The following is an 18950-nucleotide window of genomic DNA, read 5'->3' on the forward strand; positions in this document are numbered from 1 at the left end:
ATGTTTTCCCAGGTCAGAAGTTGACCGAGAATTTGAGCTGTCCGCCGAGGCGGGTCGTGGATTCGGAGAAGCTGCCGCCCACCTGAGCCCGAATGGCTGTATTGTGGGTGGCGAGCACGTCCAGGCCAGCCGAAAGATCCAGATAGGTCTGGTCGAAGTTTGCAGTCGACGTAAAGTCCGGGATATAGGACGGCGAAGACTGGAACTGCGCAGTCGCACTCGGCGACGCGTCGCCGAGGAACCGGGTGACGCCCGCCGATACTGTCGGCCGGATGATTACGCCCGATCCAAGCGTGAACTGTGCGCCGATGTCCAGCCCAGCCTGCAGGTTGGTATAGACCTCGTCGCTGCCCTCGATCCGGAGCGCATAGGCATTTTCGCCATATTCGTTGTAGTCGCCCGTCGACAGATAATCGAAGCCGATCGCCCCGCGCGGCCGGACATACCAGTCACCGATTTCCACAGTGCGCGACGCCTCCAGTTTGCCGCCGATCAGACCCATGGTCTGGGTGGCGTTTAGCGGATCGCCAAGGAACGGATTGCGGTCGTAGTCGTAGGAACCGATCCCTCCGGTCACGATCCCGGACAGGTCGAGCAGCGAGAACTCACGAGTCGCCGCTAGCCCCAACCGGAACTGCTGGCCGCTGCCGCTGGCCGACGCCTCCGCGACCGACAGCGAACTCGATTCGAACGAGAAGCCGCCGCCCACCGTCCAGCCATTGTCCAGGTTACGCTCGCCGCCGCCGGTGATCTGCCAGGCATGCTGGTTGTAAGCGAGGCTGTTGGAAGTCGCGCCGCCTTCCAGGTTCTCTCCTTCGAAGGAAACCCAAACGCAATGGTCGTCCTGCTGACCTCCCTTGAAGAGACCCTGACAGCCGATCATGTCGTCCCGGAAACCGACAGCGGACAGAATATTCGCGACCTGATTGTCGAGCAGAACCTCCGCGCCAAAACTGTCAAGCGCGGCGACATAGGCTTCAGCGTCCTCGATAGCGATCAAGTGCCGGAACTCCGTATCGTGGTAATGTTCAGAGACGTAAAGCGCATGAAGGGTCGAGGCGATCTCCTCCTGATTAGCGTTCGCTTCCGCCAGAATATCGTCGTTGGCGAAGTGTATGTCGCTCTGCAGATGCAGATCTCCCAACCCGCCCTCGATCAGCGCATATTGCCCGACCGCCGACGTGATCAGTTCGAGTTCGTCGTAGATCAGTTCGCCCTCGACGCTCAGCAGGGACAGCACCTGCTGGCCGACGTCCGGCGACCAGTCTTCGGCCAGGAGCACCTGGAGCACGCCGTTGATCTCGGCGTCGCCGCTGATGACAAGATTGTCGAGACGCAGGAGTTCATCTTCATGTCCGGGATCGAGGGTGAGAATGATCTTGCCGGTGCTGCTCTGCGTGTAGTCTCCGGTTATGGTCGTCATGCTGACGCTACCGGCTTCGCCGAGTTCCAACACGCCGTGGTTCAGGAACGTATCCACGTCCATTAACTCACCGGCGTAGATCTCGCCTTCCGACCCGTTCACCAGGTGGATCTCGGACGCCTTCAGCCAGTTGCCTGTGATCGAGCCATTGTTGGTGACGCTCACCGTCGTATCCATCACGTTGATCGCCACGCCGTCCGTGCCAAGCACGGATGTGATAGTGCCGTTGTTGACGACGGTGTTGTCGTCGGTGCCGTTTTTGATGAACACGCCGGCGCCGTCTTCGCCGTCGGAGTAGGCTGACGCCTTGCCCCCCTGGACAGTCGCGCCTTCCGCGATTGTCACGGCGATCTTGCCCATGCCCTCGCCCACGCTCTGGGCGAAAATGCCGTGCGCGCCTTCTCCGGACACGATGATGTCGCCGGAGACATCGACCGACACCTTGGTGGCGCCGGATGTGCCTGCGGAAGGTCCGCCGGCGCTCTGGGCAAAGATGCCGTGAGACCCGACGCCGTAGGTGGTGATGGTTCCGCTTTCGTAGACGACCGATACTGTGCCGCCCATTCCGTCGCCGCCGCCATTGCCGATATATACCTCGGGATCCGAGGTGTATGTCCCGTCGGCCTGACCTCCAACGCCGCCGCCGCCGCCAACAGACTGGGCGAAAATACCGACGCTGGCGCCGCGTTTCGTTGTAATGTCGCCATTGACGGTGACGGTAACGTCGCCGCCGTCTCCGAAGCTGGACACGTCGGATGTCGACATGCCGTCGAGACCCGTGCCGTAAAATTCGGATGGGCCGAACTGGACCGAGCCCGCATAGCCGCCGCCGCCGCCGACCGACTGGGCGAAGACACCGAAAGAAGCGACGTTGTACGCTGCGTCGGTGTCCATCGCCGTGGATATCGAACCGCTGTGGGTCACTGTCACATCGCCGCCGTCGCCCGAGGCTTGTCCGCTGCCGCCGACGCTCACATCGCCGTCCGCGCCTTCAAGGGCGCCGAGCACCGTGCCGCCGCCGCCGCCGATGGACTGCGCGAAGATGGCGGACGAGTTCAGTCCGGTCGTGGTGATCGTCGTGTCCGTATTGGTGATGGTCACGTCGTTGCCGTCGCCGCCCGCGCCATTCGCGCCGCCGATGGTGTAGGAAAATTGCACCGCCGCCAGCACATCATCGGCCGTAAATTCAAAGTTCGAATCACCGCCGCCGCCGCCGATGGACTGCGCGAAGATACCCAGGGCCCTGTCGCCTTCTATTGCTATCGACGCCCCGCTTTCATTGATCACCGAAACGGTTCCGCCGTCGCCGGCCGCTTCGCCGTCGCCGCCGATCGTCAGGCTGTGGTTGTCCTCTCCGGACGCCGAACCGGCCGAGCCGCCGCCGCCGCCCACAGACTGCGCGTAGATGCCGTAGCTGCCGTTGCCGCTCGTCGAGATGCTGGCGCTGTTGGCGACTTCCACATCGCCCCCATCGCCGCCAGCGCCGCCGCTGCCGCCGATCGAGAGCGTATAGTCGGTCCAGGTTGTGATCTTGGTGTAGGGATCGTCGTCCGTCGCATCGCCATAGACTTCGTCGATGTCCTCCAGCGTCTCGTTGGTCGTGAAGGTGTCGAAGCCGGGCGCTGCCGAACCGCCATAACCGCCGCCGCCGCCGACGGATTGTGCGAAAATGCCGTGACTGGCGAGACCGGTTGTCTCGATAGCGCCTTCGTTGGTCACCGTCACGTCTTCGCCGTGGCCACCCTCGCCGCCGGAGCCGCCAAACTGACCGGTGAATGAAAATTCAGTTGAACCGGAGTCCTCTTCGTCATCGTCGTCGCAATTGGCGTTGGCGAGCGCCACGACCGTAAAGTCGCAAATGCCCGACACGCTTAGCGAATAGTTTGAAGCCGAGCCGCCGTCTCCGCCGCCGCCGCCGACCGAATGGGCGAAGATGCCGTGCGAATTCATGCCGCTGGTCGTGATCGAGGCCGTTGCGCCATTGGTGACCTCGACCGCGCCCGCGAGTGCGCCGTCGCCGGCCGTTCCGCCCACGGCGATATTGATCGAGGCGCTGACGGAACTCCCTCCATCCGCGTCCTCGGCTTCGTCTTCGCCGCTTGCCGATTCGACCGAGGCGTCTGCGATGATATTGCCGCCGCTGCCGCCGGATCCGCCGTTGCCGCCCACGCTCTGGGCATAGACGCCGGAAGACCGGCCGCCTGTCGTTGTGATGTCACCGTTATTCTCGACGGAAACATCGCCCGGAACCGAACCCTTGCCGCCAGCGCCGCCGACTGCAATGCTCACATTCGCATTGTTGTCGCTTTCGTCCTGCAGCTTGAGCAGCACATTGTAGGCGCTGCCGCCGCGGCCGCCATTACCGCCGACCGACTGCGCGAAAATGGCATGACTGTCGTCTCCCGATGTCGTGACGGCCACGCCCTCGGCGTTGGTCACCGTGACATCGCCGCTGCTACCGCCGCCGCCGCCTTCACCACCAACGGTGACCTGAACATTGAGGGTCGTGCCGGATGTCGCCAAATTGGCGGTGCCGGAATAAGCTGACCCGCCGGCCCCGCCCGAACCGCCAATGCTCTGGGCGAGGATACCCGTCGAACCGAAGCCCTCGGTCACGACATCAGCATAATTGTAGACGGCCGCGTCCTGGCTGGCGCCCGAACCACCGCCGTCTCCGCCGACGGTGATATCCATGCTGCCGGCCGGAATGTCAGGGTTGAGGCTGACCGTTATCCCGGCTTCGGCGGCAAAACCGCCTGCGCCGCCATTACCGCCAATGCTCTGCGCGACAATGCCTTCGGAAAGCGAGCCATGGGTTGCGATGGCGCCCTTGTTGGTAACTTCGACATAGCTGCCGGCGCCGCCGGAGCCGCCATCGCCGCCGAGCGTAATGGACGCGTTGCCTTGCGAAACCAGCGTCGAGGACATCGAACCGCCGCCGCGGCCACCGCTGCCACCGATACTGGATGCGGAGATCCCGGGAGACATATCGCCATCGGTTGCGATCGCGGCTTCATTGTCGACCGATGCAAACCCGGCTGCCCCACCTCCGCCGCCGGAGCCGCCTACGGAAATATCCACGGAAGCCGCGCTGGCGACGCCGCCGCTGAAATCAAAGCCACCGGATCCGCCGGAGCCGCCGGAACTTATCGCGACGACGCCGCCGCTCAAATCTTCCGCCGTAAAGATGGCGCCACCATAGGAATAGACCTTTACGTCGCCCGCCGCGCCACCGGCGCCGCCATCGCCGCCAAGCGAAACGCCGAGGCTTCCGGTTGAAATCGCGCTTGCCGAAATCGCAACGCCGCCATCGCCGCCGCTCCCGCCGATACTCATCGCCTGGATGCCAGCAGAAGACGACCCCCACGTAAATATTGTCTCGTCAGTCGAGACGACAGTCACGTCACTGGAATCGCCGGCGTCGCCGCCCTGGCCGCCCACGGCGAGATTGACAGACTCGCTCGAAAAACCGCTGACGGCCGCTGACAGGTAGGCCGCGCCGCCGCTGCCTCCGACACTCTTTGCAATGATGCCGCCCGAACTCATGCCATCGGTGTAGATCTCACCGCTTGAATAGACGAACACCTCGCCGCCGCTTCCACCCTTCCCGCCGCCGCCGCCGACGGCCAGATTGACGGCGGCGGTGCTGACCACAGAGCCAGAAATTGTTGTTCCGGAATGACCGCCGCCGCCGCCGATGCTGCTGGCGACGACGCCGGGAGATCCATCGCCATATGTCTGCAAACTTCCCGCATCGATCGTATCGTCTCCAAGCACAGTCGAACAATTGCTTGTATAAGGCGTGTCGGTGCCACGACAGACCGTCACGACGCCGCCGTCGCCGCCATTGCCGCCGTCGCCGCTTTCGCTGTAACCGACATTGAATGTAAGCGCGCCCACACTGCTCGCCACGGCGATCGAGGTGCCGGCAGAGCCGCCGGCGCCGCCCGTGCTGTTCGCCAGGATGCCAATTGAGTGATCGCCCTTGGTTGTGACGCTCCCTTGAAAGCCGACCTGTACATCGCCTCCATTGCCGCCGCCGGCGCCGTCTCCGCTCAGTGACACTGAAACGTCAAACGCCACACCGGTCGAAAGCGCGAGGGCGTTGCCCCCATGTCCCCCACCACCACCGATGCTCTGGACGACAAGGCCGTTGGACATGTCTCCAACCGTTTCCAGACCATAGGCGCTGCCCGATTCATCCACAGCACTGGCGTCCGAGTAATAGGCGTCTCCGGCGTCGCCCCCCTCGCCGCCGTCGCCCGCTATGGCGAGCGCGAATGCGGTGCCGAGCGACGTTGAACTCGAACCCTTGCCGCCGCTGCCGCCGATACTCTGAACAAGAATGGCGTCTGAATGATCTCCGACTGTGTAGACCGTTCCGGCATTTTCGACCGTGACGTCATCGGACGTTGCTCCATCTCCTCCGTCACCGCCAATCGCTATCATGCCTTCCGTCGAGGCGCCCGATCCGCCGCCGCCGCCGACGCTCTGCGCCAGAATGCCTTCCGAATATTCGCCAAAGGTCCTGATGTCAGCAATATTGTAGACATCGACTGTCTCCCCCGATCCGCCGAGCGAACCTGACCCGCCCACCGAGTAAAGACCGGTAGCGCTTCCTCCGTCGCCGCCGCCGCCGCCGATGCTCTGGGCGAAAATGCCGCGCGAACGATCACCGAAGGTCGAGATTGCCGACGTGTAGGTTTCGACACTGACAGCGCCGGCCTGCCCGCCGGCTGACCCTGAGCCACCGAGCGAATCAAACGCACTAAGGCTGGAAGACCCGCTTCCACCGCCGCCACCGACGCTCTGTGCAAAGATGGCGTCGGAATGGTCGCCAAAGGTGGTAAGCGCCTCGCCGTCCAGCATCACATCGACCGCTCCACCCGTTCCTGCGCTGTCGGAACTGGCCCCGTACGCGACGATTCCATTGGCGGTTCCACCGTCGCCGGCAAATCCACCCACGCTCTGGGCGACGATCGCATCCGCATCATCGCCAATCGTATACAGTTGGCCTGTCAGGTAGACTTTTACGTCGCCGCCATTGCCGGAACTGGCTCCGTCGCCACCATGACCGGCGCCTAACCCCGAATCGGCGTCGCCACCATCGCCGCCGGCGCCACCATAACTGCGGGCAAGGATGCCCCTTGCATCTTCTGTGGAGATCGCCACGCTGTCTGCGGCGGTCAGATCGACTGTCACGTCGCCGCCGACGCCGCCGGACCCGCCTTCGCCGCCGTGGGAGCTTCCGACATCATTGGAAGCGCCTCCACCGTCGCCGCCGTCGCCTGCAACAGACTGGACAATGATGGGTGACGCCTCGTCTTCATCCGACGTAATCGTCGCACCTTCGGCAGCCTCGAATACGACGTCGCCGCCATCGCCACCCCGGCCGCCATCGCCGCCATGGGAAACATCGGATACGTGCCCGTAGCCGCCGTTGCCGCCGTTGCCGCCGCTTGAGGAAATGTATATCGCATCGACAAAGTCCTGGCTGGGCTCCAGGTTGAAACTGCCAGACACTGTAACCTGGATATCGCCCCCGTCGCCGCCAGTTCCGCCGTCACCGCCATAGGTTCTATAGGATTTGGTAGACCTTGCGGCTCCACCGTCGCCGCCATCACCCCCCTGGCTTACGACATCCATCAGTTCCTCTTCATATGTAGAATCACTCCGCGTTGCAGCGAAATTCGTCAGGTCCAGCGTGATGTCTCCTCCGGCGGCGCCTGAGCCCCCGTCCCCGCCATACCCGTTCCCATCACTGAAAGCACCAGCAGTGGAAAATCCTTCTGCGCCATGCCCCCCAGCGCCGCCCAACGATTGTGCAGCGATTGCATTGAAGGAGACATCTAGGGCGACATCGCTCATGGTGACCGTTATATCGCCGCCTTTTCCACCGTCTCCGCCGTCTTTTCCGTACCTGGTGCCACCACCCTTGTTTTCGCCATGAGTAACCCCCTCTCCGCCTTCTGTCCCCAGTAGAAAACCGTTCGCATAGATAGGGGTGTATGAATTACTTACCTCTATCGAGAAGGGCGTCTGTGCCGAGTCAGTATTGAAATCGATAGTGATATCGGTCGCGCCAATTCCGTCATCGCCGTCAACGTCATCTCCGTCCGCACCTGTGAATAGGATGTAGTAAGGTGTAACAGTCCCAGAAATTGAGTCCTGATTCAGACTCTTGACCGTCAAGGTGTAAGAGGTGGATTCTATTTCCGTGGTTACCGGGTGATTAACGTATTCCGGGGTTCCCGTACATGTATCAATCCATTGCGTGAAGTCGGAGGAGTATCTGACGCTGCAACTCGCTTCCGCTGGCAACGTTTGCACAAGCATCCAAAGCGAAGGTGCAAGGATCGCGGATCCCGCGCGGAAGATAACTGAAGAAGAAACTGACCTGCCGTCAGAACTCCGGCGGAAGAACCTATCCAACATCGATGTGCGCCCGTATTCGTAAAACAAAACTGAAATATGAGAACCGGACCCAAACATCCGATGGACTTCACATTTCACTGAAAATCAAACAGCAATAATAAACCAAATAGTTGCATTACTTTCCGAGCTTCGGAAAATCATGCAACGAACGTATTGAGTTGATATGAATATCCGGAAATCGGAGGATACAAATATCTTTATATTGTTTTTATTTAGTTTTTTATACGGCTACGCCATAAATATTTGGCCGAAGCACCCCTGCAAAGCCTCTTGATAATGCGATCAACACTTGGGTAGGTCATCGCACATTCATATGCGTGAAAGCAATCTAAAATTGTATTATTTTGGACAGTTTTTCCACGCCAGGCGACATGGCGGCACAGGCCTGGAATTCGAGGCGAAATTCTCGAATGCATCGTCCGTCCCCGTTTGCCTGTCGCAAACGAAGACGAAACGGATTGCCCCGCTGGCTAACGGCTCACCGCAGTTGCCGCCGGCAAAAAGCCTCTGCAGTCAGGAAATAACAAGCGGTCCGCGCCGTCCGACAACCGGCTTCAGATCCATCCTTCGCGGATGGACTGGGCGACGGCCTGGATGCGGTTGACGGCGTCCAGCTTTCTGGCCGCGCTCACGAGGTAATAATTGATCGTGTGTTCGGACAGCGACATGATCTGTGAAATCTCGCTGCTGGTCTTTCCCTCGGCCGACCAGCGCAGACACTCCAATTCGCGCTGCGACAGCGGCGATTCCTTGCCCTCGGCCAGATGCCGCTTGATGGAACTCATGCGGTCCTGGAAATAAGTGCTGATAAGAAACAGCTCCAGGAATTGCGTTGTCGTCAGATCCTCGCGCTCTCCCGACAAACACACGCAGGCGCGATTACCCAGATTGTCGCAGACAGGAAACAGGGCGCTGTAGCCAAGGTTGTAACGTTGCAGGAGTTCGTTCAGGGATTCGCTACCGGAAAGCAGATCCCCGCCCGCCGGCTTGTTGCGGACATTATAGACAAACGGAACGCTCGTGCTCCGGATCATGGAAATCAGCGGACCACTGTCTATAAGATTCTTTTTTTCAAACTGAGTAATCAGTTCCGAAGGCCAGTTCGTCGCCAGATTGTGTTGCGGAAACCGACGCGGTTCGTTTTGCGGGATGATGGCAACCGAATAGAATTCGAACCCGTAATACTTTGAAACGCCTTCGAGGAACCGCGAGACGTCGACGTCATCCTCCAGAGTCCCGAACTTGCTGGTGACGTTTTGGAGTATCTCTGTTGCTGGCATATTTGGTCTGCTTACAATCTTTGGACAGGTTAAAAAAAACTAAAAAACATATTTGGAGACGATCAGCCGACTATGCAATCATCTTGCGTCGGAACGGCATCACCTCAAGAGAACCGGCGCGAAAAACTTAGCCGCAACTTTCATCAATACTCAAGAAACGATTATTATGTATATAATATGGCAATCACAAATAGTACGGACAATGCGCTGAAACTTGTAACGAATAAACAATCAAAGATTGTAAAAAGGCCGTGCACTTCTGTCAACAAGCTGCAATCCAATTGAACCCGTCGCAACAGGGCTCGATGAAATCGCCCGACTTTGCAGTCGGGCGACGTGTGACGTCGACCTGAGAGCTGCGTACGCCCAGGTCCTGTAAAACCGCTCCCTAATGTTTAAGCATGTCCTTGACCATCCCGGAGGCCTTGGAAAAATCCATCTGTCCGGAAAACCGCGTTTTGAGCGTGTTCATGCATTTGCCCATATCGCGCAGTCCCTGTGCGCCGGTCTCCTCCACCACCCTGCGACAGGCCGTCTGAACCGCTTCGTCGGAGAGTTGTGCGGGAAGAAAGGAGCGTATCACGTCCATTTCCTCACGCTCCTGTTCGGCCAGTTCCACGCGCGCCGCTTCTTCGTAGATTCGCGCAGACTCCTCGCGCTGCTTTATCATCTTCAACAGAATCTGCAGGATTTCTTCATCGCTGACCGGATCCTTTCCAGCGCCGCGATTTGCGATATCCCTGTCCTTGATGGCAGCAAGAGTCAGCCGGATCGTAGAAATCCGACGTGTGTCTTTTGCCTTCACCGCGTCTTTCAAAGCGGCTGTCAACATGTCACGCATTCCAGTTTCTCCTGCATATTGCCGCGCACCATAGTTGGACGAGATAGCGATTGCAAATGTTTTGAACTCGTCTAACTAGTTGATATTATTTGTTATAATGTCAACGCGCGAAATTCCGGCACTGTTGTTTCGTTGCTTCGCGTCGTTTGCCGGCGGCTCCCAGCATTAACACTTTTGTTCCGATGGCGGCAATTCAAAGTTTCCGCACGGCCTTGAGAGACAGCCGGCGCAGACTTGAACATCGCCGCTCTTACCTTTATCTCGCGGCAGATTGCAGCTCTAACGGACAAAGTTCATGACAACGGCCTGGCCAAAGAAAAAAACCACCGCACTGCTTGTGCTCGCAAATGGAATGGTCATCGAGGGCCAGGGGCTGGGCGCGGTCGGCGCGGTCGAGGCGGAAGTCTGTTTCAACACCGCCTTGACCGGCTATCAGGAAATCCTGACTGACCCGTCCTACGCCGGTCAGATCGTCACATTCACGTTTCCGCACATCGGCAACATAGGCGCCAATGACGAGGATATCGAGGATCTGACTCCGGCGGCTCATATCGGTGCTGTCGGCGCGATTTTCAAGGCCGACATCACGGAACCGTCAAATTACCGCTCACGGCAGCACCTGAACGATTGGCTTGCGGCCCGCGGCGTCGTCGCCATGTCCGGCGTCGACACCCGCGCCCTGACCGCATGGATCCGCGACAACGGCATGCCCAATGCGGTGCTCGCCCATGATCCGCAGGGCGAGTTCGATGTCGAAAGCCTGAAGGCGCGCGCCGCCGCATGGCACGGACTTGTCGAACTGGACCTTGCGAAGGACGCGACCAGTGGTCAGTCTTCACGCTGGAACGAACGCCCCTGGGTCTGGAACGAAGGCTATGGCGAGGGCGACGATGACAGCGCAGTCCATATCGTGGCGATCGACTATGGCGTAAAACGCAACATATTGCGCCTGTTTTCCGGTCTCGGATGCCGTGTCACCGTCGTTCCGGCGTCGGCGACCGCCGAGGATATTCTGGGTTTGAAACCGGACGGCGTCTTCCTGTCAAACGGGCCGGGAGATCCCGCCGCCACCGGAGAATACGCCGTTCCAACGCTGCAGAAGCTGATGGAAAGCGACATACCGATTTTCGGCATCTGCCTTGGCCACCAGATTCTGGCGCTTGCGCTCGGCGCCAAGACCGCCAAGATGCACCAGGGCCACCACGGCGCCAATCATCCGGTCAAGGACTACACAACCGGCAAGGTGGAGATCGTCTCCATGAATCACGGCTTCGCCGTCGATGGAGATTCGCTGCCGGCAGGCGTCGAGGAAACCCACACCTCGCTGTTCGACGGAACGAACTGCGGCCTTCAGGTCGTGGGCAAGCCCATATTCTCCGTGCAGCATCACCCGGAAGCCTCGCCGGGTCCGCAGGATTCGCACTATCTGTTCCGGCGTTTCCTGAACCTCATCCGCGAGAAGCGCGGCGAGACTGCGCTGGCCGAATAGACTCGCTTGCGATCACACGGGCTCGCTGAACGTATCGCAACTGTTCAGCCGTCCGCTGTCAAAGCCGCGCTTGAACCAGGTCATGCGCTGTTGCGAGGTGCCGTGGTTGAAGCTGTCCGGCACCACATAGCCCTGGCTTCGCCGCTGCAACGTGTCATCGCCGATCTGGCGGGCCGCGTTCAGCGCTTCCTCGAGGTCTCCGCTCTCGAGAAGCCCCTTCTGGTCAGTGAAGTGGCCCCAGACGCCGGCGAAGCAATCCGCCTGGAGTTCGACGCGAACCGACATTTGGTTGGCCTCGGTCTCGCTCATGGATTGGCGCATCTGGTTGAACTTGGGCAGGACGCCGATCAGATTCTGCACATGATGACCAACCTCGTGCGCAATGACATAGGCTTGCGCGAAATCGCCGGACGCGCCAAAGCGGTTCGCCAACTCGTTGTAGAAGGAAAGATCGATATATACCTTCTGGTCGCCGGGACAGTAGAACGGTCCGGACGCCGCGCCGGCAAGACCGCAGGCGGAACGCACCCTGTCTGTGAAAAGGACCAGCGTCGGCTCAGGGTACTCAGCGCCGTTCGCCTGGAAAATTCCGTTCCAAACATCCTCGGTCTCCGCAAGCACTGTGGCGACAAACTGGCTCATCTCGTCCTGTCTGGGCTGGGCGATCTGGCCGCCGTCCTGCTGATAGCCCGGAGACATCGATCCGCCGCCTTCAAGAAGCTCCGCCGGGTCTATGCCCAGAGCCCGCAAAATGAAGAACCCGATGACAAGAATGACAATCAGCGAGATGCCGCCACCGGAGGCGCGTCGCGTTCCTGATCCGCCAATAGGAATTCGAATCCTGCCTGGACTGCGTCGCGAAGAGCCGCCCAAGCCGCCCCGGCTGCCGCGCCTGTCTTCGATATTGCTGCTTTGCCGTCGACCCTTCCAACGCATCGATCCGTCTCCCGTCTGAAACAGAGCCTGCCGCCGCCCATCGCTTGTTAACACCATCGGGCGGATACGGTTCCGACTGTGGAGTCCAACGGCTGGATACGGCTCACAGCGCAGTTTACATTGAAAATCGCACCACGCCTCGATTTCAACAACGTCCAGCATTTCAGAACTGATGTAAAAATGCCATACAAAGCTGATAATGAAGCATTATTTTTCGGGAATATTCGAGTAACGACAAGTAGGGCGAAGATTAACATTGACACCGGATGACTTCAGACGCTGGCGAAAGTCCCTTGGTCTCAAGCAGAAAGACGCAGCCCGGGTTCTTGGCCTGAAGAAACGCATCATTCAATACTATGAAAAGGGCAAGCGTGATGGAAAGCAGATCACCATTCCGTTGACCGTGGCTTTGGCCTGCTACGCCATCGCCAACGGGATTTACGAATACGATGCGTCCGAACTGAGCGATGAGGCGAACTCGTCCCCGCCAGACGAACCGCATACAGCAAATGCCTGCTGACCTATAAAGTTCCTTTGGAAAAACCGTAGAAGACGGGGTTTCCCTGTCTGCGCCTTTGTCCTATAAGCGCGCCTCAGAACGCTCCTGGAGGATGCGGTTCGCCTTCAATTGATGACTGCAGTGCACGCACCCGGATTCCATGCAATCCCCGTTGCTACTGCTTGCCGGAAGACCAATCATGCCCAAGCGCGACGACATAAAGTCCATTCTCATAATCGGGGCCGGACCGATCGTCATCGGTCAAGCCTGCGAATTCGATTATTCCGGAGCCCAGGCCTGCAAGGCGCTGAAGGAAGAAGGATATCGCGTCGTCCTCGTCAATTCCAATCCGGCGACGATCATGACCGATCCGGAACTGGCGGATGCGACCTATATCGAGCCGATAACGCCCGAGGTCGTCGCCAAGATCATCGCCAAGGAGCGTCCGGACGCATTGCTGCCGACCATGGGCGGGCAGACCGCGCTCAACACCGCCCTTTCGCTGCGGCGCATGGGGATCCTCGAACGCTACAACGTCGAGATGATCGGCGCCAAGCCCGAAGCGATCGACAAGGCCGAAGACAGGGCATTGTTCCGCGAGGCCATGGCGAAAATCGGTCTCGAAACGCCCCGCTCGATGCTCGCCAATGCAACGGAAGTGAAGAACCGCGACCGCAAGGCGCATGAGGCCAAGCGCGAAGAACTCAGAAACCGGTTTGAAGGCGACAAGCTGGACGCTGCCCTCGACGCGCTGGAGACGGAGTGGCAGCTCGGCGAGACGGACCGAAAGCAGCACTATATCGGACACGCGCTCGGCATCGCCGCCCAGGCGCTCGACCATGTCGGACTGCCGGCGATCATCCGCCCCTCCTTCACGCTCGGCGGAACCGGCGGCGGCATCGCCTTCAACCGCTCGGAATATTTCGAGATCGTTGAATCGGGCCTTGACGCCTCGCCGACCACGGAGGTGCTGATCGAAGAGTCCGTGCTCGGCTGGAAGGAGTTCGAGATGGAAGTCGTCCGCGATCGCGCGGACAATTGCATCATCATCTGCTCCATCGAGAACGTCGATCCGATGGGCGTCCACACCGGCGATTCCATTACTGTGGCGCCCGCCCTGACGCTCACCGACAAGGAATACCAGATCATGCGCAACGCATCGATCGCGGTGTTGCGCGAGATCGGGGTGGAAACCGGCGGCTCGAACGTGCAGTTCGCCGTCAATCCGGAAGACGGCCGGCTGGTCGTCATCGAGATGAACCCGCGCGTATCGCGCTCTTCCGCGCTCGCTTCCAAGGCGACCGGGTTTCCGATCGCCAAGGTGGCGGCAAAACTCGCCGTCGGCTATACGCTCGACGAACTCGACAACGATATCACTGGCGGCGCGACGCCGGCGTCCTTCGAACCGTCGATCGACTACGTGGTTACCAAGATCCCCCGTTTCGCCTTCGAGAAGTTTCCAGGCGCCGAACCCCTTTTGACCACGTCAATGAAATCGGTCGGCGAGGTGATGGCGATCGGCCGGACATTCGCCGAATCGCTGCAGAAAGCCTTGCGCGGCCTTGAAACGGGCCTGACCGGCCTCGACGAGATCGACATTCCCGGTCTCGGCGAAGGCGACGACAAGAACGCGATCCGCGCTGCGCTCGGAACGCCCACCCCCGACCGGCTTCGCATGGTCGCGCAGGCGCTGCGACTGGGGGCCTCCGCCGAAGAGGTGCATCAGGCCTGCAAGATCGATCCCTGGTTCCTCAGCCAGCTCAAGGCGATCGTCGACATGGAAGCGCATATCCGCGCCCACGGATTGCCTGAGGACGCCGACAATCTGCGGATGCTCAAGGCAATGGGCTTTTCCGACGCCCGGCTGGCGGGTTTGACTGGCCAGCGCGAGAGAAACGTGGCGCGGCTGCGCGACCAGCTCGACGTGCACCCGGTCTACAAGCGGATCGACACCTGCGCGGCGGAATTCGCCTCGCCGACCGCCTATATGTATTCGACCTATGAAACGGCCTTTGCGGGCGCGCTGCAATCCGAAGCGGACGTTTCCGACCGCAAGAAGGTCGTCATCCTCGGCGGCGGTCCAAACCGGATCGGCCAGGGCATCGAGTTCGACTATTGCTGCTGTCACGCAGCCTTCGCGCTGGAAGACGCCGGCTATGAATCAATCATGGTCAATTGCAACCCGGAAACCGTCTCGACGGATTACGATACGTCCGACCGGCTCTATTTCGAACCGCTGACGGTCGAGGACGTGCTGGAGATCCTGAGGATCGAGCAGCAGAAGGGAACGCTGCACGGCGTCATCGTCCAGTTCGGCGGGCAGACGCCCCTGAAACTCGCCAATGCCCTGGAAAGCGCCGGGATTCCGATCCTCGGCACCGAGCCCGATGCAATCGATCTCGCGGAAGATCGGGACCGGTTCCAGAAACTCCTGACCCGGCTCGACCTTCTGCAGCCAAAGAACGGAATCGCCCATTCCGTGGAGCAGGCGCGGCTTGTCGCCGCCGAAATCGGCTATCCGCTGGTCGTCCGCCCGTCCTATGTTCTGGGCGGCCGGGCGATGCAGATCATACGCGACGAGCAGAGCCTGTCGAACTACCTGCTCGGCACGGTTCCGGAACTCGTTCCCGAAGACATCAAGGCGCGTTATCCGAACGACAAGACCGGCCAGATCAACACGCTGCTGGGCTCCAATCCGCTGCTCTTCGACAGCTACCTGTCCAACGCGACGGAAGTTGACGTCGATTGCCTGTGCGACGGCAAGGACGTCTTTGTGGCTGGCATCATGGAGCATATCGAGGAAGCCGGCATTCACTCCGGTGACAGCGCCTGTTCGCTGCCCGCGCACTCGCTGTCCGGCGATATCGTCCGCGAGCTGGAGCACCAGACCCGAAGACTCGCGCTCGCCTTGCATGTCGTCGGCCTGATGAATGTGCAATACGCCATCAAGGATGGTGAAATCTACGTGCTTGAAGTCAATCCGCGCGCCTCCCGCACCGTGCCTTTCGTCGCCAAGACCATAGGGGCGCCGGTCGCCAAGATCGCGGCCAGGGTCATGGCAGGCGAGAAACTGGAGACGGCGATCTCCGCCTATGGCGCGCCGCCGGACACGCAAAACCTCTCGCATATCGCCGTCAAGGAAGCTGTCTTCCCGTTCGCCCGTTTCCCTGGCGTGGACACGCTGCTCGGCCCGGAAATGCGCTCCACCGGCGAGGTGATGGGGCTCGACACCGACTATGCGCTCGCCTTCGCCAAGGCGCAGCTCGGCGCTGGCGTTGAGCTCCCGCGCGACGGCGCCGTCTTTATCTCGGTTCGCGACGAGGACAAGCAGTTTGTCCTGCCTGCGGCGCGTCGGCTGGCCGAAATCGGTTTCAGCATCGTGGCGACCGGAGGCACGGCGCGCTTCCTTGCCGAAAACGGCGTCAAGGCGACCCGGATCAACAAGGTCCTCGAAGGGCGCCCGCATGTGGAAGACGCGATCCGCAACCGCGAAATCCAGCTCGTCGTCAACACGACTTCCGGCGCCAAGGCGATGTCGGATTCAAAATCGCTGCGCCGCGCGGCGCTGATGCAGAAAGTGCCTTATTTCACCACCATGGCCGGGGCTCAGGCTGCGGCCGAGGCCATTGCCGCGCTCAAGGCCGGCAATCTGGAAGTGCGGCCGCTGCAGAGCTATTTTTAACCGGGAGACCGGAATTGTATTCGAGCTACAGGGCGCAATCCTTCGTTCCGGTTGAATTGGACCGAATAGCGAAAACACTGGCGTTTCGGGCGCATTTTCTGCTAGACTGCTTCGATTAACGCATGAAACGGTTCCGGATCTGCAGATTCGGGGGCCGTTTTCTTTTGCGCCCAAGCAGGGCTCTCAAGCTGCTTCGGCGCCAAGAATGACGGAGAAGGACATGGTAGAAAAAGTCCCGATGACACCGGGCGGTTTCGCCAAACTGAATGAAGAACTGCGCTGGCGCCAGCGGGAAGAGCGCCCGCGGATCATCGAGGCCATTGCCGAGGCAAGGGCCCATGGCGACCTTTCGGAAAATGCGGAATATCACGCAGCCAAGGAAGCCCAGAGCCATAATGAGGGCCGGATTGCCGAGCTGGAAGATTTGACGGCGCGCGCCGAGGTCATCGACCTGACCAAAATGTCGGGCGACACGATCAAATTCGGCGCCACGGTGAAGCTCGTCGACGAGGATACTGAAGAGGAAAAGACCTATCAGATCGTCGGCGACCAGGAAGCCGATGTGAAGCAGGGACGGATCTCCCTGTCTTCGCCCATCGCCAGGGCCCTCATTGGAAAGTCGCAAGGCGATTCCATCGAGGTCAACGCCCCCGGCGGGGCCAAGGCCTACGAAATTCTCGAAGTCAACTGGGGCTGACCGCGTCGATCGATGGGTCCTGAAACTCCGGTCAGTATGGACGAGGTCGAGGTTCTCGCACCGAACTTCAAACGTCGACTGTCCGGAGTGACCTCCACGATCGTGCAGCTGGCTCCGTTACAGCGCCGGATCGGCGTCAAGATCGCGACGCTCGGCCCCGGACTTCCCGAACACCTGCCGCACATCTCCTGGCGCGACTTCGTCAAGGCGTGGCGTCCGCCGCCCGGCAGAACGGCGCGCGTCTGGCATGCGCGGCGAAACAACGAAATGATAGCCGGCATCGTCCTCCGCGACATTCTACGCATGCCCTTGAAACTGCTTTTTACGTCGGCTGCGCAGCGCCATCACAAGCCCTTCACCCGTTGGCTTATCCGGCGCATGGACCGGGTGGTTGCGACGAGCGAGCGCTCGGGCTCCTTTCTGCAAGCGCCGCACACGACGATACTGCACGGCGTCGACACCGACATGTTTCACCCTCCGCAAACGGGTGACGACACGATCGCTGCGAGCGGTCTCTCCGGAAAATATCTGATTGGATGTTTCGGCCGCATCCGGCATCAGAAGGGAACCGATCTTTTCGTCGCGTCGATGATCGATTTGCTGCCGCATTATCCGGACTGGACGGCGGTGATATCCGGTCGCGCCACCGCGGAGCACCAGGCGTTTGCAGAGCGTCTGAAGGACGATGTCCGGTCGGCAGGACTTCAGGACCGGATCGTTTTTCTCGGCGAAGTCCCCGACATCAAGGTCTGGTACCGTCGCCTGACGCTCTATGTCGCCCCATCGAGAAACGAAGGCTTCGGGCTGACGCCCTTCGAGGCGATGGCTTCCCAAACAGCAGTGGTGACCTCCGACGCCGGCGCCTACTCTGAAATGGCTGTGCCCGGCATTTCCGGAAACATTGTCGCCGCAGGCGACGGTCCGGCGCTCACGCAAGCGATCGAGCCCTATCTCACAGATCCCGCAAAGGCGGTCGACGACGCAACGAGGAGTCTAGCGCATGTGAGAGCCAATTTCGGCCTCGAACGAGAAGCATTCGCCCTGAAGGCCGTCTACGACGAAATGCTTGAAGGCGGCTAATCAAACGCCACCTTGCCCTCGTTCTTCACCTGGCGGATCGTCAGCATGGTGCGGACAGTGTCGACATTTACGGCCGTCGTCAGTTCGTCGATGACGAAATCCTGGAAAGCGGCGAGATCCCGCGCAACGCAATGCAGCAGGAAATCGCTTTCACCGCTGACCATCCATGACTGCCGGACAAAGCGCCATGACAGGGTTTTCTCAGCGAACGCCCTGAGATTGGCTTCCGACTGCAAGGTCAGTCCCACCGCGCAGAAGGCGACGACATCGAAACCAAGCGCCGGCGCGTTCAGCATCGCGCGATACCCTTCGATGACGCCTGCCTCCTCGAGCTTACGCACGCGCCGCAGACAAGGCGGCGCCGAAATGCCGACCCGCTCGGAAAGCTCCACATTGGTCATCCGGCCGTCGGCCTGCAATTCTCGCAATATCTTCATGTCGATACGATCAAGTTCAGCGCGAATCGGCATAGCGGGCTTTCCTTCAAGCAATTCCAAAACGAGACCATTAATTTCTTCAACGCGCAAGATAATTTCTCTTTCACAGAGCTTGGGCCGAGCCCCGCGCCGTGTTGCTGCACGGTATCGT

11 protein-coding genes are annotated in these 18950 nt (G+C 60.2%); 5 read left to right on the plus strand and 6 right to left on the minus strand.

Going from position 1 to position 18950, the window contains the following annotated elements; genetic code table 11:
• Window positions 1-13: 13 nt before the first annotated feature.
• The 4 genes from AAFN47_RS06535 to AAFN47_RS06550 form a co-directional block, all read right to left on the minus strand.
• The gene (locus AAFN47_RS06535; RefSeq protein ID WP_499808406.1) at window positions 14-7069 is read right to left on the minus strand and encodes a hypothetical protein; all 7056 of its coding nucleotides are present in this window, start codon (window positions 7067-7069) and stop codon (window positions 14-16) included.
• A gap of 47 nt (window positions 7070-7116) precedes the next feature.
• Complete coding sequence (locus AAFN47_RS06540; protein ID WP_499808407.1) at window positions 7117-7272, minus strand: hypothetical protein; 156 nt, start codon at window positions 7270-7272, stop codon at window positions 7117-7119.
• Between the two features lie 1140 nt (window positions 7273-8412).
• Complete coding sequence (locus AAFN47_RS06545; RefSeq protein ID WP_499808408.1) at window positions 8413-9138, minus strand: LuxR C-terminal-related transcriptional regulator; 726 nt, start codon at window positions 9136-9138, stop codon at window positions 8413-8415.
• Window positions 9139-9526: 388 nt separating this feature from the next.
• Window positions 9527-9979 carry a GatB/YqeY domain-containing protein gene (locus tag AAFN47_RS06550; RefSeq protein ID WP_499808409.1) on the minus strand — a complete coding sequence of 151 codons (453 nt, stop codon included), beginning with the start codon at window positions 9977-9979 and terminating at the stop codon, window positions 9527-9529.
• Window positions 9980-10274: 295 nt separating this feature from the next.
• Between AAFN47_RS06550 and carA the strand changes: the two genes are divergently transcribed.
• On the plus strand, window positions 10275-11468 hold the full coding sequence (gene carA / locus AAFN47_RS06555; protein WP_499808410.1) for a glutamine-hydrolyzing carbamoyl-phosphate synthase small subunit: 1194 nt from the start codon (window positions 10275-10277) through the stop codon (window positions 11466-11468).
• Between the two features lie 12 nt (window positions 11469-11480).
• On the opposite strand, the gene ypfJ is transcribed toward carA, so the two are convergent.
• On the minus strand, window positions 11481-12404 hold the full coding sequence (ypfJ, locus tag AAFN47_RS06560; protein ID WP_499808411.1) for a KPN_02809 family neutral zinc metallopeptidase: 924 nt from the start codon (window positions 12402-12404) through the stop codon (window positions 11481-11483).
• A gap of 256 nt (window positions 12405-12660) precedes the next feature.
• Here ypfJ and AAFN47_RS06565 point away from each other — a divergent pair, with 256 nt between their 5' ends.
• The 4 genes from AAFN47_RS06565 to AAFN47_RS06580 all read left to right on the plus strand — a co-directional run bounded on the left by AAFN47_RS06565 (window position 12661) and on the right by AAFN47_RS06580 (window position 18362).
• Window positions 12661-12924 carry a helix-turn-helix domain-containing protein gene (locus AAFN47_RS06565; protein WP_499808412.1) on the plus strand — a complete coding sequence of 88 codons (264 nt, stop codon included), beginning with the start codon at window positions 12661-12663 and terminating at the stop codon, window positions 12922-12924.
• A 178-nt stretch (window positions 12925-13102) separates the two neighbouring features.
• Window positions 13103-16585, plus strand: coding sequence for a carbamoyl-phosphate synthase large subunit (carB, locus tag AAFN47_RS06570; protein WP_499808413.1), 3483 nt, complete (start codon window positions 13103-13105; stop codon window positions 16583-16585).
• 220 nt (window positions 16586-16805) lie between these two features.
• Window positions 16806-17282, plus strand: a complete 477-nt coding sequence (gene greA, locus AAFN47_RS06575; RefSeq protein ID WP_499808414.1) for a transcription elongation factor GreA — start codon at window positions 16806-16808, stop codon at window positions 17280-17282.
• Window positions 17283-17318: 36 nt separating this feature from the next.
• Window positions 17319-18362, plus strand: coding sequence for a glycosyltransferase family 4 protein (locus AAFN47_RS06580; protein WP_499808688.1), 1044 nt, complete (start codon window positions 17319-17321; stop codon window positions 18360-18362).
• Here the strand turns inward: AAFN47_RS06580 and AAFN47_RS06585 are convergent.
• Window positions 18359-18832 (minus strand): Lrp/AsnC family transcriptional regulator, encoded by a 474-nt coding sequence (locus AAFN47_RS06585; protein ID WP_499808415.1) that lies wholly within the window; start codon window positions 18830-18832, stop codon window positions 18359-18361. The genes AAFN47_RS06580 and AAFN47_RS06585 overlap by 4 nt on opposite strands.
• Window positions 18833-18950: the final 118 nt, after the last annotated feature.

This window comes from Hoeflea sp. CAU 1731, assembly GCF_039888615.1.
GTDB lineage: Bacteria > Pseudomonadota > Alphaproteobacteria > Rhizobiales > Rhizobiaceae > Flavimaribacter.